The organism is Micromonospora sp. NPDC047762 (genome assembly GCF_043204655.1).
Classification (GTDB): Bacteria; Actinomycetota; Actinomycetes; order Mycobacteriales; family Micromonosporaceae; genus Micromonospora.
In genome coordinates this window covers 553,136-573,198 of the sequence record NZ_JBIDCQ010000004.1, presented here as the reverse complement: position 1 = coordinate 573,198, position 20,063 = coordinate 553,136, and the positions used below count along the sequence as shown (strand labels likewise).

Sequence of the window (20,063 nt, the reverse complement as noted above, 5' to 3'; positions counted from 1 at the left end):
GTTGTCCATCGAGATCGCCAACGAGTCCGGTGTCGACGTCGACACCGACGCCGTGCTCGCCGTCGCCCGGCACGCCCTCGACGAGATGGGGGTCAACCCCCTCGCCGAGCTGTCAGTGCTGCTGGTCGACATCGACTACATGACCGAGCTGAACCACCGCTGGATGGGTGGCGACGGCCCGACCGACGTGCTCGCCTTCCCCATGGACGAGGGCAGCGTCGACCACGGCCCGGGTGAGTCCGCACCGGCCGGCGGCGAGCCCGCCCTGCTCGGCGACATCGTGCTCTGCCCGGAGGTGGCGGCCAAGCAGGCGGCGACCGCCGGGCACGCGCCCGCCGACGAGCTGCACCTGCTCACCGTGCACGGGGTGCTGCACCTGCTCGGTTACGACCACGCCGAGCCGGAGGAGGAGCGGGAGATGTTCGCACTCCAGGCTCGGCTGCTGGCGAGCTGGCGGTCGACCCGCACCCAGTGATGTCCACTCCTCCGTTACTCGCGGCCGGCGCCACCGCCGGCCTTCCCGACTTTCAGCTGATCGTCTTCGCGGCCGGTCTCGTGGTGCTGGCCGGCCTGATCGCGATGACCGAGGCGGCCCTCGCCGCGGTCTCACCGGCCCGAGCCGCCGAGCTGGCCCGCGACGGCGTGCGTGGCGCCCGTACCCTCCAGGTCGTGGCCGGCGACGTCGTCCGGCACCTCAACCTGCTCCTGCTGTTGCGGCTGCTCGCCGAGCTGACCGCCACCACACTGGTGGCGCTCGTGGCGGTGGACAGCTTCGGCGCCGGCTGGCGGGCCGCACTGGTGACCGCCGGCGCGATGACAGTGGTCAGCTTCGTGGTCGTGGGCGTCGCCCCGCGCACCATCGGCCGGCAGCACGCCTACGCCGTGGGCCGTGCGGTGGCACCGCTGGTCCGCTGGCTGGGCCGGGCGCTCAACCCGCTCGCGTCGCTGCTGATCCTGATCGGCAACGCGGTCACCCCGGGGCGTGGCTTCCGGGAAGGCCCGTTCGCCACCCAGGTGGAGCTGCGGGAGCTGGTCGACCTGGCCGAGCAGCGCGGCGTGGTCGAGCACGGCGAACGCCAGATGATCCACTCCGTCTTCGCGCTCGGCGACACCATCGCCCGTGAGGTGATGGTGCCGCGTACCGAGATGGTGTGGATCGAGGAGGGCAAGACGCTCGAGCAGGCGCTGGCGCTCTTCCTGCGCTCCGGTTTCTCCCGCATCCCGGTGATCGGCGAGAGCGTCGACGACGTGCTGGGGGTGCTCTACCTCAAGGACCTGATCCGGCGCTCCCGTGGCGGGGACCCGAGGGCCGAGCAGTTGCCGGTGGCCGAGCTGATGCGCCCGGCGACCTTCGTACCGGAGTCCAAGCCGGTCGACGACCTGCTGTCCGAGATGCAGGCGGCCCGCAACCACCTGGTCATCGTGGTCGACGAGTACGGCGGCACCGGCGGTCTGGTCACTATCGAGGACATCCTCGAGGAGATCGTCGGTGAGATCACCGACGAGTACGATGTCGAGCGCCCGCCCGTCGAACGTCTGGCGGACTCCTCGGTGCGGGTGACCGCTCGCCTGCCGGTGGAGAATCTGGGCGAGATGTTCGACACCGACCTGCCCACCGACGAGGTGGAGACGGTCGGCGGTCTGCTCGCCCAGTCGCTGGGGCGGGTGCCGATCCCGGGCGCCGAGGCCGAGGTAGCCGGTCTCCGCCTGGTCGCCGAGGGCACCACCGGCCGGCGCAACCGCATCGACACCGTCCTGGTCAGTCGGGTGGAGCCGGGCGATGAGCAGGACACCGCGGGGCGCGGCGAGCACGCCGGCCCCGGGGACGACACGGACAACTATCGAGACGACGAGAGGCAATCCGCCGATGCCTGACACACCCGCCGTGCCTGCCGCCCGGCCCACCCCCACCGCGTCGGGCGCGCTGAGCGCCGAGGACGGCAAGCTCGTCGTCCTGGCCCGGGGAGCCCGGGCGCGGGTCGGTGCCGTCGAGGGCGCCGCGGTCCGCGACCAGGACGGCCGGACGTACGCGGCGGCCAGTGTCGCGCTGCCGTCGCTGACGCTCACCGCGTTGCAGTTGGCGGTGGCGTCGGCCGTGGCGGCCGGCGCGAGTCGGTTGGAGGCGGCGGTGGTGGTGACCGAGGCGTCGACGCTGGATGGTGCCGGGCACGCGGCGGTACGGGACCTCGCGGCGGACGCACCGGTCCACGTGGCCGCTCCGGACGGCACGGTCCTCGGCACGGTGACCCAGTGAGCCCGGTGCAGGATCCGCAGGCGCGTCCGTACCGGGCCGGGTTCGGCTGTTTCGTCGGTCGCCCCAACGCCGGCAAGTCGACGCTGACCAACGCCATCGTCGGCACCAAGATCGCCATCACCTCGAACAAGCCGCAGACCACCCGGCACGTCATCCGGGCGGTGCTGCACCGACCGGAGTCGCAGCTGGTCCTCGTCGACACACCGGGCCTGCACCGCCCCCGTACGCTGCTCGGCGAACGTCTCAACGACCTGGTCCGCTCCACCTGGACCGAGGTCGACGTGATCGGTCTCTGCATCCCGGCGAACGAGCCGGTCGGGCGCGGTGACAAGTTCATCACCGGCGAGCTGGCCGAGTTGAAGGCGACAGTGCTGGCGGTGGTCACCAAGACCGACCTGGTGGACAAGCGCCAACTGGCGGAGCAGTTGCTCGCGGTCAGCAAGATGGGGGAGTTCGCCGAGATCGTGCCGGTGAGCGCCGTGTCCGGGCACCAGGTGGACACCCTCGTCGACGTGATGACCAAGTACCTGCCGCCGTCGCCGCAGCTCTACCCGGACGACATGCTCACCGACGATCCCGAGCAGGTGCTTGTCGCCGAGCTGATCCGGGAAGCCGCCCTGGAAGGGGTCCGCGACGAGCTGCCGCACTCCATCGCCGTGGTGGTGGAGGAGATGATCCCCGAGGGTCAGGTCATGAAGATCTACGCCGACCTGTACGTGGAGCGGCCCAGCCAGAAGGCCATCGTGCTCGGGCACAAGGCGAGTCGGCTCAAGGAGGTCGGCACCACCGCCCGCAAGCAGATCGAGGAACTGCTCGGCGGTCGGGTCTACCTCGACCTGCACGTGCGGGTCGCGAAGGACTGGCAGCGCGACCCGAAGCAACTGCGCAAGCTGGGCTTCTGATCCGTTTCTTCGGCGGTGCCCGACCGGCGGCACCATCGCCGCCGGTCGGGCAGCCGGGGATGTTCACGCATGGCCGGGACAGCGGTCGTTTGGTGCGGGCGCCACGCAGGGTAGGAAAGTCGTGCCCCGCGTCCCCGACCGAGATGCAGGCTGATGCGCAACAGGTACCTCGACCTCCTCCGTGCCCTGGCCATCATTCGAGTGGTCGTTTACCACGTCACCGGATGGGCGACCCTCACCCTCGTCTTCCCCGCCATGTCGGTGATGTTCGCGCTGGCAGGCTCACTGATGGCCGCGTCGCTGACCCGGGTCGGCCCGGCGGCGGTCGGGCGTCGGCTGCGTCGGCTGCTGCCGTCGCTGTGGGTGCTCGCGGTGGTCTTCGTGCCGGCCATGCTGTTCAGCGGGTTGTCGGTGAGCCCTCGGGTGCTGCTGTGGCTGTTCCCGATCGCCGACCCGCCGGCCAACCACTGGGGCGCGCTGGCGCTGAGCACCATCTGGTACCTGCGCGACTATCTCTGGTTCGTGCTCGCCTCGCCTGTCGCGATCTGGCTGTTCCGGCGTGCCCCGCTGATGACGGTGCTCGCCCCGTACCTCCTGCTGGTGACCATCGAGGTGGGGATCTACCCGGCACCGCCGGTGCTGCGCGAGTTCGGGCTCTACTTCGGCGCGTGGCTGCTCGGCTTCGCCCACCACGCCGGGATGCTGCGCCGGCTCTCCGGCCGGCTGCTGTACCCGCTCGCCCTCGCCCTCGCCGTGGGCGGCGGCGCCTGGATCGTCGAGCATCCCGGTCCGCGTGGGTACGACCTGAACGACAACCCCCTGGGCAACGCCCTCTGGTCGGCCGCGTTCATCCTGATCGTGCTGGGCCGGGCGCCGGCCGGGGTGGCCTGGCTGAGCCGGAGCCGACCGGCCGACCGGGCGGTGACAATGCTCAACCGGCGGGCGCTCACCGTCTACCTCTGGCACATGCCGTTCGTGGTGGCGCTCACCCCACTGGTCGACGTGGTGGGCTGGTCCCACCAGGACCCGGTGGGCCTGGCCATCCGGGTGCTGCTGGTCTTCGCCCTGGTCGGGCTGGTCACCCTGGCCGTCGGGTGGGTCGAGGACGTCGCCGCCCGTCGCCGCCCGGAGCTGATCCCCGGTGGCCCGACGCCGTCCGTCGACGCGACGGCCCGGCCGGGTGCCGAAGCCGCGGGCGGGGCGACCGTCGGACGAGCGGTGGTGCCGGCGCAGCGGACGGCCGGGGAGCCGGCCGACGTCGAGATCAACGCTCGCTGATCGTGAGGTTGCCGCTGTTGGCCGAACCGTCGAGCACCAGGGACGCCGCCGGGTTGTCAGCGACGGTCACGGTCTCGTCGCCGGAATCGGCGTTGGACCGGACCCGGTAGCTGCCCTGCGGCACCACCAGCGTGACGTCACCGCTGGAGGCGTGGACCCGGGCCGAGGCGGGCTTGTCCAGCTCCACGTTGACATTGCCCGAGCTGGCCTCAGCATCGACAGTGCCGCCCAGCCGGCGCGCGGTGATGTCTCCCGACGAGGCGCGCAGCCGTACCGCCGCGGCGGCCTCGTTCACCTCGATGTTGCCCGACTGGGCCTCCACGCCGACCGCGCCCGACGCACCGGAGATCCGCACGTCGCCCGAGCGCACCTGTAGCTCCACGGTGCCGACCCGGCTCAGCTCGACGTTGCCGGAGCTGGTCTCGCCCTTTACCGCCACACCCTCCGGCACCGTCACCTCGTAGGAGATGCTGCATCGCGAGCCACAGTCGGTGTCCAGCACCAACTCGCTGCCCTCGATCTCGTAGCGGGTGTTGTCCGGTTCACCGCCCTGGTAGCGAACCACTCGCTTGATCCGCACCTCGGACGCCGCGCCGGTGCCGCGGATCACCACGTCGCCCGAACCCCCGGAGACCCGGACCGTGGTGATCCGGGCCGCCTCGGTGTTGTCGTAGTCGAGCCGACGGAACGACAGGTTGTCGCACCCGGCGAGCACGATGAGGGTGGTGGCGAGCCCCAGCGCGACGGGAGCGGCGACGCGACGACGGCGGGCGGTGGTGGTCAGGTGCAGGGCCATGACCAGCACGCTACGGCCGGGCACGAGGCCGACGCATCGGGGTTCAACCGCGCTTGCACCCCGAACCAACCCTGATTTCACACCCCGAGGGAGAATGGCCCGATGGCCGGGTATCGCCGACAGCTCTACCGCGACGACGCGGTGGTGCTGCGTGTGCAGAAGCTCGGCGAGTCCGACCGGATCATCACCCTGCTCACCCGCCGGCACGGCCGGCTACGCGCGGTGGCTCGAGGCATCCGCCGCACCACCAGCAAGTTCGGTGCCCGGCTTGAGCCGTTCGGCCACGTCGACCTCCAACTCGCCGGCGACCCGAAGGGCAACCACGGCAGTTCACTGCACACCGTGAGCCAGGTCGAGGGCATCGACCTGTACGGCAAACGGTTCCTGGGCGACTATCCGCGCTACACGGCGGCCAGCGCGATCGCCGAGACCGCCGAGCGGCTGACCCCGGTGGAACGGGAGCCGTCGCTGCGGCTGTTCCAGCTCACCATCGGCGCGCTGAAGGCGCTGTCCCGGGGCGAGCACGCCACCACCCTGGTGCTCGACGCGTACCTGCTGCGCGGGATGTCCCTGGCCGGCTGGGCGCCGGCGCTGGTCGCCTGCGCGGTCTGTGGCACGCCCGGGCGGCACCGGGCGTTCTCGGTTCCGGCCGGCGGCGCTGTCTGTCCGGACTGCCGGCCCCCCGGGGCGGCTCATCCCGCCCCGGCCACCATCGACCTGATGTCCGCGCTGACCTCCGGCGACTGGGTGATCGCCGACGCCACCGACACCGCCGTACGTCGAGAGTGCAGTGGGCTGGTCGCGGCTCACCTGCAGTGGCACCTGGAGCGCGCGCTACGCTCGCTGCCGCTGGTCGACCGGGGTCCCTCGGCGGCCGGCACGGCCCCTCCGCCGGAAGGCACCGGGGCCGTGGTGCTCCGGCCACGCGGCGACGTCGAGGCCGGGGCGGACGGCGCGAACAGGGAGTGACCGAGTGATCCGATCGAAGAAGGCCGGCCGGCGCGAGCCGACCCCGCCGGTGCCACACCCGTCCGGGGCCCGACCGCCGGCGCTGCCCAGCGACGCGGTGCCGAAGCACGTGGCGGTGGTGATGGATGGCAACGGCCGCTGGGCCAAGGACCGCGGGCTGCCCCGCACCAAGGGGCACGAGGCGGGGGAGCACAGCCTCTTCGACACCATCGAAGGCGCCATCGAGATGGGCATTCCGTACCTGTCGGCGTACGCGTTCTCCACCGAGAACTGGCGGCGCTCGCCCGACGAGGTCCGGTTCCTGATGGGCTTCAACCGCGACGTGATCCGTCGCCGCCGTGACCAACTGGTCGACCTGGGCGTACGGGTGGTGTGGTCGGGCCGGCCCGGTCGGCTGTGGAAGAGCGTCATCACCGAGTTGCAGACCGCCGAGGAGATGTCCCGCGACAACTCGACGCTGACCCTGCAGTTCTGCGTCAACTACGGCGGGCAGGCCGAGATCGGTGACGCCGCCGCCGCGATCGCCCGGGACGTGGCGGCCGGCCGACTGGATCCGGCGAAGGTCACCGAGAAGACCGTGGCGAAGTACCTCTACCACCCGGAGATCCCGGAGGTGGACCTGTTCCTGCGCCCTTCCGGCGAGGAACGGATCTCCAACTTCCTGCTCTGGCAGACGGCGTACGCCGAGTTGGTCTTCCTGGACACGCTCTGGCCCGACTTCGACCGCCGCCACCTCTGGTACGCGTGCGAGCTCTACGCCCAGCGGGACCGACGCTTCGGCGGCGCGTTGCCCAACCCGGTCGCCCCGGTTATCTGAGCCGACGCGCTTACCCGCACGTCACTCTGGGTATCAGAGTCGTCAGAAGCCACTGACGGAGGTGAACCCACATGATCCAGAAGCGCATTGCCCAGTGGGCGGTGATGGCTATCGCGGTGCCGCTGGCCGCGGCCGGCGCCCGCCGACTCAGCCACACCCTGGAGGCCCGGCGTGGTCCCTCCGGGGCGACCCGGCTGCTGACCAAGGGCGCGGACCTGATCCGTCCGCAGAAGGCCAAGCGTCGCCGCTTCTTCTGACCGATTCCTTAGCTGTCCTCGGCGCCGCCCGCACTCCCGTGCGGGCGGCGCCGTCGCGTCCCCACCAACTCACCCCGCCTGTGAGGGTGGGTGCGCTCGTTTCGGAATCCTGCGCAAAGGCGGCGGGTAGGGTCCGGAGGTGGTGGGACGACGGCGGTTGGGGGCCAGATGCGGGATCTCCGCTTCAAGATGATCATGGCGTTGAACGCCGCCGACCTGGGCGACCCGATCTGCGAGCAGGTAGCCGAGATCTGTGCCGAGATCGCCGAGCAGCACTGTGCCGAGTTCGGCCACACTCCCCAGTTGCGCACCGGTGAGATCGCCGAACTGGCCAGCGGCGATCCGGCCCTGACCTGGGCGCCGTCAACCCCCGACGCCGGGCAGCGTGCCTGGTGACCGCGCCGGCGCCCGCCGTCGACATCCGTCGTGCCGATGATCGATTCGCCACCCGGATCTCCTGGCTGGACTCCAAGCACTCCTTCTCGTTCTCCCGGCACTACGACCCGGCCAACACCCACCACGGCCTGCTGCTGGTCAACAACGACGATGTGGTCCGACCGGGGGCCGGCTTCGAGACCCACCCGCACCAGGACATGGAGATCGTGACCTGGGTGCTGCGCGGTTCCCTGGTGCACCAGGACTCCACCGGGCACTCCGGGGTGATCTACCCGGGTCTGGCCCAGCGGATGAGCGCCGGCACCGGCATCCTGCACTCGGAGAAGAACGACGCCTGGCGGCTCAACAACCAGGAGCCGCACACCGACCCGGTGCACTTCGTGCAGATGTGGGTGCTCCCCGACGAGCAGGGCGTAGACCCCGGCTACGAGCAGTTGGAGATCGAGGACGAGCTGCTCCGCGGGGGCCTGGTGCCGATCGCGTCCGGGATGGACCGCTACGACGGCGCGTCCGCGATCCGGATCCGCAACCGGTACGCGACCCTGCACGCCGCCCGTCTCGCCCCCGGCGACGAGGTGACCATCCCGGACGCGCCCTACGTGCACCTCTACGTGCCCAACGGCACGGTGACCCTGGAGGGCAGTGGTCCGCTCGGCAGCGGCGACGCGGCCCGGCTCACCATGACCGGTGGCCGGCGGGTGACCGCCGACGAACCGGCCGAGATCCTCGTCTGGGAGATGCACGCCACGGTCGCCTGACCGCTACCGGTTCGCACCTGCCGTCTCCCTCGATCACGCTTGAACATGGATGTAGTGGCCTCCACGGAGAGGGAGGCCACTACATCCTGGATCAAGCACGATCTTGCAGGGCGCAGGGCGCAGGGCGCAGGTCGCAGATCGCCGCGAACCGGGCGCCGCGCCGGCTACGCCGGCGACTCGGTGCGGTCGGCGGCCCAGGTGGTGTGGAACGAGCCCTCGCGGTCCACCCGCTGGTAGGTGTGCGCGCCGAAGTTGTCCCGCAGACCCTGGATCAGCGCCGCGGGCAGCCGCTCCGCGCGCAACGCGTCGAAGTACGCCAGCGACGACGAGAACGCGGGCGTCGGCACACCGGCCCGGGTCGCGTCGGCCACCACCCGCCGCCAGCTCGGCACGCCGGCGCTGACCGCCTCGGCGAAGTACGGCGCCACCAGCAGCGTCGGCAGGTCGGGCTGCTCGTCGTACGCCTCACGGATCCGGTTGAGGAAGCGGGCCCGGATGATGCAGCCGCCCCGCCAGATCGTCGCGGTGCCGCCGAGGTCGATGTCCCAGTTGTATTCCTGGCTGCCCGCGCGGATGTGGTCGAAGCCCTGCGCGTACGCGACGATCTTGGAGGCGAGCAGCGCCCGGCGGACGTCCTCGACGAACGTCTCCCGGTCGGTCACCTGCCACTTCTCACCCGCGTCGGGGAACGCCCGGCGGGCCGCCTCGCGCTGGTCGACGTGCCCGGAAAGCGAACGGGCGAAGGTCGCCTCGGCGATCCCGGTGATCGGGATGCCCAGGTCCAGGGCGCTCTGCACGGTCCACCGACCGGTGCCCTTCTGCTCGGCCCGGTCCTGCACGATGTCCACGAAGGACCGGCCGGTCGCCGCATCGGTGTGCGCGAGCACGTCGGCGGTGATCTCGATGAGGAACGACTCAAGCTCGCCGTTGTTCCACTCCCGGAAGATCTCCGCGATCTCGGCCGGCGTCGCGTCCAGGCCGGCCCGGAGCAGGTCGTACGCCTCGGCGATGAGCTGCATGTCGGCGTACTCGATGCCGTTGTGCACCATCTTGACGAAGTGCCCGGCGCCGTCCGGCCCGACGTGCGTGCAGCACGGCACGCCGTCCACCTGGGCGGCGATCTTCTCGAACATCGGCCCGAGCTTCGCGTACGACTCGGCGGAGCCGCCCGGCATGATGCTCGGCCCGCGCAGCGCGCCCTCCTCGCCGCCGGAGACACCGGTGCCGCTGAAGTGCAGCCCCTGGGCCCGCAGCGCCTCCTCACGGCGACGGGTGTCGGCGAAGTGGGCGTTGCCACAGTCGACGATGATGTCGCCCTCGTCGAGCAGCGGCACCAACTCGTCGATCACCGCGTCGGTGGGCGTGCCGGCCTTCACCATCACGATGACCGCGCGCGGTCGTTCCAGTGACGCCACGAAATCGGCCATCGTCTCGCCGGGCAGGAACGTGCCCTCGTCGCCGTGCTCGGCAACCAGGCTGCGGGTGCGCTCCGGCGAGCGGTTGTGCACTGCCACCGTGAAGCCGTTGCGGGCCAGGTTGCGGGCCACGTTGCGACCCATCACCGCCAGCCCGGTCACACCGATTTGTGCCCTCGCCTGATCAGCCATTCGTGCCGCCACCTCTCGTCACACCACTATCAGCGCTTGGAAACTTACCGTGATGTGAGCCGATACGGACCAGTGATCGACGTCCCGTTACTGCACGTGATGCGGACGTTGCCCCTGGCGGCTCGGGCCCTCGGCGCTGGTCGGTGAGCCCCGCGCAGGGAAACCTGTCGTCATTCCGCGCCGCGCGCGTCAGCCTTCGGCGAGACGGGCTTCGATGCGGGCGATCTTCCCGGTCAGCGCGTCGGTGACCCCGGGTCGGACATCGGCCTTGAGCACCACACTGACCCGGGGCGCCCGCGCGGCGACTACATCGACCGCCTGCTTCACCACCGCCATCACCTCGTCCCACTCGCCCTCAATGGTGGTGAACATGGCATCGGTCCGGTTGGGCAGGCCGGACGCACGGACCACCCGCACCGCCTCGGCGACCAGGTCACCCACGGAGTCGTCACCGCCGAGCGGGGTGATCGAGAACGCGATCAGCATCTGCCGATCGTGCCAGTAAAAACGGATGCGCGTCGGTCGGGCGGTGGCTACGGTACGAACATGCGTAACTGACGCCCCAATTCCGAGCCGGCCCGCCGTCCCGCGTCGCGGTCCGTGCGCTCCCGGGCGTCCCGCATTCCCTCCCCGCCGTTCGGTGGCGATGGCCCTGCCTGGCCCGTGAGCAGTCCCTTCCCCACTCGACCGCCGCGCAACGGCGGTCACCAGCCGATCCGACCGACCGCCGCAGCGCGGGACCGGCCGTGCCGGTCGGCATTGAAGGAGGCCCGGATGCCTGCCAGGCGTAACCCGAAAAAGACCCGTACCCCGAGAGTGACGCCGCTCGGCGTCGACCCGGCGGCCGGCCCCGGCCACGGCCCGCTGCCAACCACCCTCCCGGCCCTCGACCTCGCGGTCGAACCGGCCCTGCCGGCGCTGCTCGTGGAGCCTGCGCTGCTTGTGGAGCCTGCGCTGCGGGCTGAGCCGGCGCTGCGGGCTGAGCCGGCGCTGCCGGCGGCACTGGTGGAGCCTGCGCTGCGGGCTGAGTTGGCGTTGCCGGCGGCACTGGTGGAGCCTGCGCTGCCGGCAGAGTTGGCGCTGCCGGCCTCCGCCCCGGGCGAGATGGCGGTGCCGGACGAGGTGGCGGTGCCGGCAGCGGTCGATGTGCCGGCGGTTGTCGACGCGCCTTCGGTGGGTGATCTACCGAAGGCGACCGGCCGACCGAAGGCACCGACGGCAGGGCCACCACAGGGCGGCGGCAACCGCTCCGGCGGCGGCCGCAGCCAGCAGGCCGGCCAGGCCCGCCGCTACGCCTTCCGCCGCAGCTGACCAAGCCACCCCCATCCCACCCCACCCCACCCCACCCCGACCCACCCCACCCCGCCCACCCCACCCCGCCCGTCCCACCCCACCCCGCCCACCCCGCGATCTTGCACTTTCTGCGCTCACATAACTGGCATACATGAATGAATCGACGACAGAATTCGCAAGATCGACGGGGTGGCGCGTGGGCGCCGGGTGGTGACAACAACATCAGGGATGTAGTGGCCTCCTTCGCCAGCGAAGCCACTACATCCCTGATGTTGTGCGGATCTTGCCGGCGGGCAGCGGGCGGGTTGCCGGCGGGCAGGGGCGGGCAGCGGGCGGGGCGCGGGCGCGGGGTCAGCTGATGAGGGGGCGGAAGGTGCCCAGGATGACGCTCGTGGTCAGGGCGGCTGCGGCGAGTACGGCAGCTCCGGCGATGAGGAGGACGTCGGCGCGGGTGAAGTGCTGTTGGCGGGCGACGGTACGGGGTGTGCCGGCGTCGAAGCCGCGCGCGTCCATCGCCACCGCCAGTCGGGTGCCTCGGCGGATGGCCCCGACCAGCAGCGCGAACGCGGTGGAGGCGAAGAGTCGCAGCTTCGCCACCGGATTGCGTCCCGCGTCGACGCCCCGGGCGCGTCGAGCCATGCTGATCATCTGCCACTCCTGACCGAGCAGCGGCACCAGCCGGAACGCGGCCAGCGCACCGATGGCGAACCGGGCCGGTGCCTTCGCGTTCTGGATCAACGCGTCGGCCAGGTCGGTGGGGTCGGTGGTCGCGAAGACGATCACACCGGGCAGGGCCACCGCGAACACCCGCAGCACCAGGCCGAGCGCGGTGACCAGGACGCCGGTGCTCACCAGCACCGGTCCCACGTCCAGCAGGACCCGGCCGGAGCGGTCGGCGGCGAACAGCACCAGGGTGACCAGGATGCCGGCGGCACTGAGCAGCAGTGGCCACGCCCGCCGGGCCAGCACCCGGTAGCGGATGCCGAACAGCGGCAGGACGGCCAGTTCGAGGGCGATGGCGATAGCCGGGGCCACCGGGTCCAGGGTCGCCAGCAGGGTGAACGAGAAGACCAGTGCGGCGGCGACCTTCGCCACCGGGTTGCGGCGCGCCAACGGCGCGTCCGGCGCGGCGACCGGCTCGATGCTGATCATCGGTGGTCGTCCGGGGTTCGGTGCAGGGTGACGGTGCGGTCGGCGAGCGCGGTGACGAAGTCCGCGTCGTGGGTGACGGTGACCACGGCGTGCCCGGCGTCGCGCAGGTCGGCGAAGAGGTCGACCAGCTCCCGCCAGGTCCGCCGGTCCTGACCGAAGGTGGGTTCGTCGCAGATCAGCAGGCGTGGCGCGGTGGCGAGGGCGGTCGCCACGCTCAGCCGCCGCGCCTCACCACCGGAGAGGGTGTACGGGTTGGCGGCGGCGAGTCGGGCCAGCCGTAGTCGTTCCAGCAGTCCGGCCACGGTCTCCTTGACGGCAGCTTCGGGTTGACCGGTGCGGCGCGGGCCCAGCGCCAGTTCGTCGAAGACGGTGCTGGTGACGAACTGGTGCTCCGGGTCCTGAAAGACCGACCCGATGCGTCGGGCCAGCGCGGGTGCCCGCCACCGGTGCGGGGGAGTGCGGTGGTCCGCACCGGCCAACTCGGCGGTCGCGGTGACGTGACCGCTGCCCGGCCTGAGCAGACCGCCGAGCAGCAACGCCAGGGTGGACTTGCCGGCACCGTTCGGTCCGCGTACGGCGAGTGCTTCACCGGCGCGTACCGCCAGGTCGGTGGGGCCCAGCCGGGGCGGCAGGCCGAGCCGGTCGGCGGTGAGCAACAGCTCCCCGGGGCTGGCGGTGGCCGGTCGGGGCGCGATGGGGTGACCGGGCACCCAGACCCCCTCGGCGGCCAGGGCGGCGCCGTGGGCGGCGAAGACCGCCTCGGGCGGGCCGTCCGCGCGGACGCCGCCACCCGGTTCCAGGACGACCACCCGGTCGACAAGCGGCAGTGCCTCGGCGACCCGGTGCTCGACCAGGATCAGCGTGGTGTCGGCGTCCAGCGCGCCGGTCACCGCGTGCCGGACCAGCTCGGCCCCGGCCGGGTCGAGGTTGGCCGTCGGCTCGTCGAGCAGCAGCAGGGCGGGGCGCAGGGCCAGCGCGCCGGCCAGGGCGAGGCGTTGCTGCTCGCCGCCGGAGAGCGCGGAGGTGTGGCGGTCCCGGGAGTACGGGAAGCCGACCCGGTGCAGGGCCTCGTCCACCCGGGGCCAGATCTCGTCGGCTGGTACTCCCCGGTTCTCCAGCCCGAACGCGACGTCGTCGCCGCAGCGCGCCATCACCAGTTGGGTCTCCGGGTCCTGGAAGACGATGCCGACCCGTTCCCGCCCCTTGCGGGGGTCGAGCCCGTCGATCTCGACGGTGCCCTCCTGCTCGCCGGAGTCCTCGGGCAGCAGTCCCGCCAGGGCGCTGAGCAAGGTGCTCTTGCCGGCCCCGGAGGGCCCGAGAAGCAGAACCCGTTCCCCAGCCTCAACCCGCAGGTCAACTCCCCGCACGGCCCAGGCGCGCCGGCCAGCGTGGCGCCACCCGAACCCCCGCAGCAGTACCCCGCCCACCGAACCACCCCCTCCCAGCCGCACGCCCCCGCTCCACCCTGCACGGTCGATCATGAGGTTGACGGTGGTTGTGGAGATCCATCCGCCCGTCAACCTCATGATCGACGCGAGTTGGTGGGGGTTAGATCAGGGCTCGGTTTCGGCCTGCCGGGAAGCGGTCCAGGACGCCGGTGTTGGCCAGGGCGTTCGTCAGCAGCCAACCGCCCAGGCCGGCGATCACTGTGGCGCTGACGATGGTGAGCAGCGCGTACGGGATGCGGTAGTCAGTCAGCGCGTAGTCGACGTTCCAGACGAAGAAGTCGAACAGCGCGGCGCTGAGGCCGGTCAGCGCGCCCGCGAACACCGCGGTCGGCAGGCGGAACGACCGGTACCGGAAGGCGGCGAAGGCCAGCTCGGCGCCGATGCCCTGCACGATGCCCTGCGGAATGACAGTGCCGGCCCACTGGCTGCCCAGCAGCGCGGACAGGACCGCGGCCACGGTCTCGCAGTAGAGCGCGGCGCCGGGCTTGCGGATGACCAGCCCACCGATCACCGCCGGCATCAGCCAGACGCCGTAGAGCAGCGTCTGCGCCGGCGGGAAGAAGGCGAACGCGCCCTCGGTGGCGCTCCAGACCAGGCCCCAGGCCCAGAAGATGACGCCGAAGGCGACCGCGATCACCGAGGCGACCACGATGTCGATGGTGCGCCAACGGTGTGTGTCAGTGGTGGATGTCATGTGTTGCTCCCAGTTCGTGAGTGCGAACCAGGAGAAGACGCACGCCGCGTCCGGTGGCACCGGACTGCGGCGCGGCTGGAGGTCGACCGAACTCCCTGCGCTGGCATTACCCAGATCAGGTTCGAGGGTCTGCGGGCGTGCCCGCACTCTCAGCGCTGTGCGCTCCCCTGTCGGATATGAAGTTGTCTCGCTGACGCTAACACCGACCAGGGGCGCGGGCCCAGCAGGGCATCCGCCTGACCTGCGGGAGCGAGCGGCCGACCGTCGTCTGGGTACGCTTCCGATCATGCGGGTTGACGCGCGAGGCTTCACGTTCGAGGTGACCGTCGGCGGTCCGACGGACGGCGTACCCGTCCTGCTGCTGCACGGTTTCCCCCAGCACAGCGGCGAGTGGGACGACGTGGTGCCGGCGCTGCACGCGGGCGGGCTGCGCACGTACGCGCTGGACCAGCGCGGTTACTCACCCGGCGCCCGGCCCACGGTGGTGGCCGACTACCGGATTCCGGAACTCGTCACCGACGTGGTGGCGGTGCTCGACGCGCTCGGGCTGGACGCCGTGCACCTGGTCGGCCACGACTGGGGTGCGATCGTGGCCTGGGCGGTTGCCGCCCGGCATCCCGAGCGGGTCCACACGCTGACCGCCGTGTCCGTACCGCATCCGGCGGCCATGGCGCACGCCCTGAGCACCGACGCCCAACAGAAGGCCCGCTCGTCGTACATCGCCCTGTTCCGTAAGCCGGACAAGGCGGAGAAGGTCCTGCTGGCGTGGCACGCCACCGCGCTGCGCAAGATGCTCGGCGGGGTGGGCGACACGTCCCGGGTGAACCGGTACGCCGACCCGATGCGTGAGCCGGGTGCGCTGACGGCCGCGTTGAACTGGTACCGGGCGATGTCCCGCGCCGACCTGGCCGGCGTCGGCCCGGTCGCGGTGCCCACCACGTACGTCTGGAGTGACCGGGACGTCGCCATCGGCCGGACCGCCGCCGAGGCGTGCGCGGAGAACGTCACCGGCGACTACCGCTTCGTGCAGCTGCCCGGGGTGAGTCACTGGATCCCGGACGCGGCGCCGGCCCCGCTCGCCGAGGCGATCCTGGCCCGAGCCGGCGGGACGGCCTGAGTCGTGCGGGTCATCGGGGGAGGGCCATCGTGACGACGGACGCGAGCGGGCCTGGCAGCCGTCGCTCGATCGCCGCGCAGCTGCGCGTGCTGGGCGTACGCCCCGGCGCGACGATGCTGGTGCACGCCTCACTGCGTCCGCTGGGCTTCGTCAGCGGCGGCCCGCACGCGGTGGTGCTCGCCCTGCGCGACGCGCTCGGCCCGGACGGCACGATCGTCGTGCCCACCCACACACCGGAGAACAGCGATCCCGCCCAGTGGCGCAACCCGCCGGTGCCGGCGGGCTGGTGGCCGCTGATCCGCTCGGAGACGCCCGGGTTCGACCCGGCGATCACGCCGAGCCGGTTCATGGGGGCGCTCGCCGAGACGGTCCGCGGCTGGCCCGGTGCACTGCGCAGCTCGCATCCCCAGGTGTCGTTCGCCGCCCTCGGGCCGACCGCCGAGCAGGTGGTCGCCGGGCACGCCCTGGCCGACATGCTCGGTGAGGGCTCCCCGCTGGCCCGGCTCTACGACCTGGATGCCGACGTGTTGCTGCTCGGCGTGGACCACTCGGTGAGCACCTCGCTGCACCTGGCTGAGTACCGCCGCCCCGGCTCGCCCCGGGAGCGGATCGGTGCCGCCGTGCGTACCGTCGACGGTGGTCGGGAGTGGGTGTGGTGGCAGGACGTACGACTCGACGCGGCCGACTTCGCCGCGTTGGGCGGGGACCTGGAGGCCACTGGAGCGGTACGCACCGCACCGGTCGGCACCGGGACCGGCAGGTTGATGCGCCAGCGGGCGGCGGTCGACTTCGCGGTTCGCTGGCTGGCCCGCAATCGAACGACGGAGGACGTATGACGGTGAGTGCCGAGGACTACCTGGCCGTGGTGACCGAGACGATCGGCCAGGTGGCCGCCAGTCAGCGGGAGGCGGTGGGGCGGGCCGCCGACCTGATCGCCGAGGCCGTCCAAGCCGACGGCGTGGTGCACGCGTTCGGCACCGGGCACTCGGAGGCCCTCGCCATGGAGATCGCCGGACGGGCGGGTGGTCTGGTGCCGACCAACCGGATCGCGCTACGCGACCTGGTGCTGCTCGGCGGCGAACCGGCCGACCGGCTGGGTCCGCTGCTGGAACGGGACCCGGCCGTCGCGCACCGCCTCTACGAGCTGGCCCCGGTGCGCCCCACCGATGTCTTCGTGCTCGCCTCGAACTCCGGCGTCAACGGCGCGATGGTGGAGTTCGCCACGCTGGTGAAGGAGCACGGCCACGGGCTGGTGGCGATCACCTCGGCGCGGCACTCCGGCCAGATGGCCTCCCGGCACCCGTCCGGTCGCAAGCTGAGCGACCTCGCCGACGTGGTGCTCGACAACGGCGCGCCGTACGGCGACGCGACGCTGCCCCTGCCGGGCGGTGGCGCGGTCGGCGCGGTCTCCTCGATCACCGCGGCGCTGCTGGCGCAGCAGGTGACAGTGGAGGTGGTGGCGCGTTTGCTGGCGGCGGGGGAGCGGCCCCCGGTCTACCTGTCGGCGAACATCCCGGACGGTGACGCGCACAACAACGAGCTGGAAGCGCGCTACGCGGGCCGGATCCGACGCGGGTCCTGACGCCGACGGAGGCCGACGTGCGTCGCCGAGATGAACGGCAGGTGTCGTGAACTTGTTTCGCGCTCGGCCGGGTGGGGCATTGGCGTTGCTGCCGGCGGGCGGGACCGCCGGCAGTAGCGTCTCACCGGAGGTAGCGCGTGTCCAAGGAGACCGAGAAGCAGCGCTGGCAGCGCAACTTCGCCGACCTGCTGCAGGAGTTGCGGGTCGCCCAGACCGGCGTGCAGATCCTCTTCGCCTTCCTGCTCACCCTGCCGTTCAGTAACGGGTTCACCGAGACCACTGAGTTCCAGCGCGACGTCTACATCGTGGCGTTGCTCGCGGCGGCCGCCGCCACCGCGATGATCATCTCGCCGGTGGCGTTCCACCGGGCGCTGTTCCGGCAGGGGCGTAAACCGGAACTGGTCCGTTTCGCGCACCGGATGGCGACCGGTGGCCTCGCCTTCATGCTGATCGCGATGGTCAGCGCGGTGCTGCTGATCACCGACTTCGTGCTGGACCGGCCGATCGCCTTCCTGCTCAGCGCCCTGACCGGGCTCTGGTTCCTCACCTTCTGGATGCTGCTGCCGTTCGCCCGGCGCAGCTGGGGTGAGGACGACATCGACGACGACGACGATGACCCGAACGCGACTGTCGGCGACTGACCGCGTCGAACTACACGCAGCGCTACCCCTGGGTAACAACCGGGGGTAGCGTGGTGGTAGTCGCGCACGTCGACGCAGCCGCACCGAGCTTCAAGGGGGCAGCCGTGACCACGACGCAGAACGGCCGACCGGCACCGGACGGCCCCGACTCCGAAACCACGGCCGGTGCCGCCGCGCCGCTGCCCGCCGAAGCCGGGCAGGTCACCGAGAAGGAAGCCCGGCAGGTCGCCGAGGCCGCCCGCGAATCCACCTGGGACCGGCCCAGCTTCGGCAAGGAGCTGTTCCTCGGCCGGTTCCGGCTCGACCTGATCGATCCGTGGCCCCGATCCGACCCGGACGACGTGGCTCGCGCGGAGGAGTTCCTTGGTCGGTTCCGCGCCTTCCTGACCTCCGAGGTGGATGGTGAGGCCATCGAGCGGGACGCGTCCATACCCGACTCGGTGTTCCACGGCCTGGCCGACCTCGGCGCGTTCGGCATGAAGATCGACCGGAAGTACGGCGGGCTCGGGCTGAGCAACCTGCACTACTGCCGAGCGCTCATGCTGGCCGGCTCGGTCAGCCCGGCCATCGGCGCGCTGCTCTCGGCGCACCAGTCGATCGGGGTGCCGCAGCCGCTGAAGATGTTCGGCACCCCCGAGCAGAAGCAACGCTTCCTGCCCCGGCTCGCCGCCGGTGAGGTGTCCGCGTTCCTGCTCACCGAGCCGGACGTCGGCTCCGACCCGGCCCGGCTGGCCACCATCGCGGAGCCGACCGAGGACGGCACCGGTTACCGGCTCAACGGGGTGAAGCTCTGGGCCACCAACGGCATCGTGGCCACCCTGCTGGTGGTGATGGCCCGGGTGCCGGCCACGCAGGGACGTCGGGGCGGCATCACCGCGTTCGTGGTGGACGGCGACAGCCCCGGCATCACCGTCGAGCGGCGCAACGAGTTCATCGGCCTGCGCGGCCTGGAGAACAGCCTGACCCGGTTCCACGACGTGATCGTCCCCGCCGAGAACGTCATCGGCGGAGAGGGCAAGGGGCTGAAGATCGCCCTGACCACTCTGAACACCGGCCGGCTCTCACTGCCGGCCATGTGCGTGGGCGCCGGCAAGTGGGCGTTGAACGTGGCCCGAGGGTGGGCCGCCGACCGGGTCCAGTGGGGACGGCCGGTGGGCGAGCACGAGGCGGTCGCGCAGAAACTCTCCTTCATCGCCGCCACCACGTACGGCATGGAGACGATGCTCGACCTCTGCTGCCTCCTCGCCGACGACGACCGCAACGACATTCGGATCGAGGCGGCACTGGTCAAGCTGTACGCCAGCGAGATGGCCTGGAAGATCGCCGACGAGCTGATCCAGATCCGAGGTGGGCGCGGCTACGAGACGGCCGACTCACTGGCCGCCCGTGGCGAACGCCCGGCCGCCGTCGAGCAGATGCTGCGCGACCTGCGAATCAACCGGATCTTCGAGGGTTCCACCGAGATCATGCACCTGCTGATCGCGCGGGAGGCGGTCGACGCCCACCTGTCGGTGGCCGGCGACATCATCGACCCGGACGCGGGGCTGGGTCGCAAGGCCCGAGCCGGCGCGCGAGCGGGCGCCTTCTACGCGAAGTGGCTGCCCACGCTCGCCGTCGGTCGAGGGCAGAGCCCTTCGGCGTACGCCGAGTTCGGCCCGCTCGCCGCGCACCTGCGCCAGGTGGAGCGTTCGTCGCGCAAGCTGGCCCGGTCGACGTTCTACGCGATGTCGCGCTGGCAGGGAAAGATGGAGCGTAAGCAGGCGTTCCTCGGCCGGGTGGTGGACATCGGCGCCGAGTTGTTCGCGATGTCCGCGGTCTGCGTCCGGGCCTCCGCCGAACGGGACAGCCGCCCGGAGAACGTCGAGCTGGCCGACCTGTTCTGCCGGCAGGCGCGGGTGCGGGTGGACGCCCTGTTCGCCGGCCTCTGGGACAACACCGACTCGGTCGACACCGCTGCCGCGAAGCGCATCCTCGCCGGCCGCTACGCGAGCCTGGAGGAGGGCGTGCTCACCCCGTCCGAGGAGCTGCCCTGGGTGGCCGGCTGGTCGCCCGGTCCGTCCACCTCCGAGGATGTCCGCCGCCGCATCCCGCCAAAGCCCTGA

Annotated in this window: 22 protein-coding genes and 1 riboswitch; of the genes, 16 read left to right on the top strand and 6 right to left on the bottom strand. The window is 71.5% G+C overall.

What is annotated here, in order from left to right; all coding sequences use genetic code 11:
• The first annotated feature begins 1 nt into the window (after window position 1).
• The 5 genes from ybeY to ACGF3C_RS16655 all read left to right on the top strand — a co-directional run bounded on the left by ybeY (window position 2) and on the right by ACGF3C_RS16655 (window position 4,434).
• The gene (gene ybeY, locus ACGF3C_RS16675) at window positions 2–475 is read left to right on the top strand and encodes an rRNA maturation RNase YbeY (RefSeq protein WP_030491788.1); all 474 of its coding nucleotides are present in this window, start codon (window positions 2–4) and stop codon (window positions 473–475) included.
• On the top strand, window positions 451–1,875 hold the full coding sequence (locus ACGF3C_RS16670; RefSeq protein WP_357204771.1) for a hemolysin family protein: 1,425 nt from the start codon (window positions 451–453) through the stop codon (window positions 1,873–1,875). The genes ybeY and ACGF3C_RS16670 overlap by 25 nt, the downstream gene beginning before the upstream one ends.
• Window positions 1,868–2,254, top strand: coding sequence for a cytidine deaminase (locus ACGF3C_RS16665; protein ID WP_357204754.1), 387 nt, complete (start codon window positions 1,868–1,870; stop codon window positions 2,252–2,254). The genes ACGF3C_RS16670 and ACGF3C_RS16665 overlap by 8 nt, the downstream gene beginning before the upstream one ends.
• Before the next feature lie 5 nt (window positions 2,255–2,259).
• Window positions 2,260–3,156: a GTPase Era gene (era, locus tag ACGF3C_RS16660; RefSeq protein ID WP_387354928.1), complete on the top strand. Its 897-nt coding sequence runs from the start codon at window positions 2,260–2,262 to the stop codon at window positions 3,154–3,156.
• Between the two features lie 153 nt (window positions 3,157–3,309).
• Window positions 3,310–4,434 carry an acyltransferase gene (locus tag ACGF3C_RS16655; RefSeq protein WP_393222713.1) on the top strand — a complete coding sequence of 375 codons (1,125 nt, stop codon included), beginning with the start codon at window positions 3,310–3,312 and terminating at the stop codon, window positions 4,432–4,434.
• Here ACGF3C_RS16655 and ACGF3C_RS16650 read toward each other — a convergent pair.
• The gene (locus tag ACGF3C_RS16650) at window positions 4,421–5,230 is read right to left on the bottom strand and encodes a DUF4097 family beta strand repeat-containing protein (RefSeq protein WP_393222710.1); all 810 of its coding nucleotides are present in this window, start codon (window positions 5,228–5,230) and stop codon (window positions 4,421–4,423) included. The genes ACGF3C_RS16655 and ACGF3C_RS16650 overlap by 14 nt on opposite strands.
• A 102-nt stretch (window positions 5,231–5,332) precedes the next feature.
• Between ACGF3C_RS16650 and recO the strand changes: the two genes are divergently transcribed.
• The 5 genes from recO (at window position 5,333) to ACGF3C_RS16625 (ending at window position 8,427) form a co-directional block, all read left to right on the top strand.
• Window positions 5,333–6,199, top strand: coding sequence for a DNA repair protein RecO (gene recO, locus ACGF3C_RS16645; protein WP_355009271.1), 867 nt, complete (start codon window positions 5,333–5,335; stop codon window positions 6,197–6,199).
• Between the two features lie 4 nt (window positions 6,200–6,203).
• Window positions 6,204–7,016 (top strand): isoprenyl transferase, encoded by an 813-nt coding sequence (locus ACGF3C_RS16640; RefSeq protein ID WP_393222706.1) that lies wholly within the window; start codon window positions 6,204–6,206, stop codon window positions 7,014–7,016.
• Window positions 7,017–7,087: 71 nt separating this feature from the next.
• Window positions 7,088–7,273: a hypothetical protein gene (locus ACGF3C_RS16635; RefSeq protein WP_030336441.1), complete on the top strand. Its 186-nt coding sequence runs from the start codon at window positions 7,088–7,090 to the stop codon at window positions 7,271–7,273.
• Window positions 7,274–7,441: 168 nt separating this feature from the next.
• The gene (locus tag ACGF3C_RS16630) at window positions 7,442–7,669 is read left to right on the top strand and encodes a thioredoxin reductase (protein ID WP_355009269.1); all 228 of its coding nucleotides are present in this window, start codon (window positions 7,442–7,444) and stop codon (window positions 7,667–7,669) included.
• On the top strand, window positions 7,666–8,427 hold the full coding sequence (locus ACGF3C_RS16625; RefSeq protein ID WP_112677214.1) for a pirin-like bicupin family protein: 762 nt from the start codon (window positions 7,666–7,668) through the stop codon (window positions 8,425–8,427). Before ACGF3C_RS16630 ends, ACGF3C_RS16625 begins: the two co-directional genes overlap by 4 nt.
• A gap of 164 nt (window positions 8,428–8,591) precedes the next feature.
• On the opposite strand, the gene gndA is transcribed toward ACGF3C_RS16625, so the two are convergent.
• Together gndA and ACGF3C_RS16615 are read right to left on the bottom strand one after the other, a co-directional pair.
• Window positions 8,592–10,034: an NADP-dependent phosphogluconate dehydrogenase gene (gene gndA / locus ACGF3C_RS16620; protein WP_393222702.1), complete on the bottom strand. Its 1,443-nt coding sequence runs from the start codon at window positions 10,032–10,034 to the stop codon at window positions 8,592–8,594.
• Between the two features lie 189 nt (window positions 10,035–10,223).
• Window positions 10,224–10,520: a thiamine-binding protein gene (locus ACGF3C_RS16615; protein ID WP_355009267.1), complete on the bottom strand. Its 297-nt coding sequence runs from the start codon at window positions 10,518–10,520 to the stop codon at window positions 10,224–10,226.
• 288 nt (window positions 10,521–10,808) lie between these two features.
• On the opposite strand from ACGF3C_RS16615, the gene ACGF3C_RS16610 reads away from it, so the two are divergent.
• On the top strand, window positions 10,809–11,345 hold the full coding sequence (locus ACGF3C_RS16610; protein WP_393222699.1) for a hypothetical protein: 537 nt from the start codon (window positions 10,809–10,811) through the stop codon (window positions 11,343–11,345).
• A 333-nt stretch (window positions 11,346–11,678) separates the two neighbouring features.
• Here the strand turns inward: ACGF3C_RS16610 and ACGF3C_RS16605 are convergent, their stop codons facing one another.
• The 3 genes from ACGF3C_RS16605 to ACGF3C_RS16595 all read right to left on the bottom strand — a co-directional run bounded on the left by ACGF3C_RS16605 (window position 11,679) and on the right by ACGF3C_RS16595 (window position 14,621).
• Window positions 11,679–12,479 (bottom strand): energy-coupling factor transporter transmembrane component T, encoded by an 801-nt coding sequence (locus ACGF3C_RS16605; RefSeq protein WP_357225786.1) that lies wholly within the window; start codon window positions 12,477–12,479, stop codon window positions 11,679–11,681.
• Window positions 12,476–13,906, bottom strand: coding sequence for an ABC transporter ATP-binding protein (locus tag ACGF3C_RS16600; RefSeq protein ID WP_393222696.1), 1,431 nt, complete (start codon window positions 13,904–13,906; stop codon window positions 12,476–12,478). The genes ACGF3C_RS16605 and ACGF3C_RS16600 overlap by 4 nt, the downstream gene beginning before the upstream one ends.
• A 121-nt stretch (window positions 13,907–14,027) precedes the next feature.
• Window positions 14,028–14,621 carry an ECF transporter S component gene (locus ACGF3C_RS16595; protein WP_210786970.1) on the bottom strand — a complete coding sequence of 198 codons (594 nt, stop codon included), beginning with the start codon at window positions 14,619–14,621 and terminating at the stop codon, window positions 14,028–14,030.
• A gap of 74 nt (window positions 14,622–14,695) precedes the next feature.
• A riboswitch (TPP riboswitch) is annotated at window positions 14,696–14,800 on the bottom strand.
• Window positions 14,801–14,907: 107 nt separating this feature from the next.
• Between ACGF3C_RS16595 and ACGF3C_RS16590 the strand changes: the two genes are divergently transcribed.
• The 5 genes from ACGF3C_RS16590 to ACGF3C_RS16570 all read left to right on the top strand — a co-directional run bounded on the left by ACGF3C_RS16590 (window position 14,908) and on the right by ACGF3C_RS16570 (window position 20,063).
• Complete coding sequence (locus ACGF3C_RS16590; RefSeq protein ID WP_357225792.1) at window positions 14,908–15,738, top strand: alpha/beta fold hydrolase; 831 nt, start codon at window positions 14,908–14,910, stop codon at window positions 15,736–15,738.
• Window positions 15,739–15,767: 29 nt separating this feature from the next.
• Window positions 15,768–16,574, top strand: coding sequence for an aminoglycoside N(3)-acetyltransferase (locus ACGF3C_RS16585; protein ID WP_393222691.1), 807 nt, complete (start codon window positions 15,768–15,770; stop codon window positions 16,572–16,574).
• Window positions 16,571–17,320, top strand: a complete 750-nt coding sequence (locus tag ACGF3C_RS16580; RefSeq protein WP_393222688.1) for a sugar isomerase domain-containing protein — start codon at window positions 16,571–16,573, stop codon at window positions 17,318–17,320. The genes ACGF3C_RS16585 and ACGF3C_RS16580 overlap by 4 nt, the downstream gene beginning before the upstream one ends.
• 137 nt (window positions 17,321–17,457) lie before the next feature.
• The gene (locus ACGF3C_RS16575) at window positions 17,458–17,961 is read left to right on the top strand and encodes a DUF6328 family protein (RefSeq protein ID WP_357225796.1); all 504 of its coding nucleotides are present in this window, start codon (window positions 17,458–17,460) and stop codon (window positions 17,959–17,961) included.
• A 104-nt stretch (window positions 17,962–18,065) separates the two neighbouring features.
• The gene (locus ACGF3C_RS16570; protein ID WP_357225800.1) at window positions 18,066–20,063 is read left to right on the top strand and encodes an acyl-CoA dehydrogenase family protein; all 1,998 of its coding nucleotides are present in this window, start codon (window positions 18,066–18,068) and stop codon (window positions 20,061–20,063) included.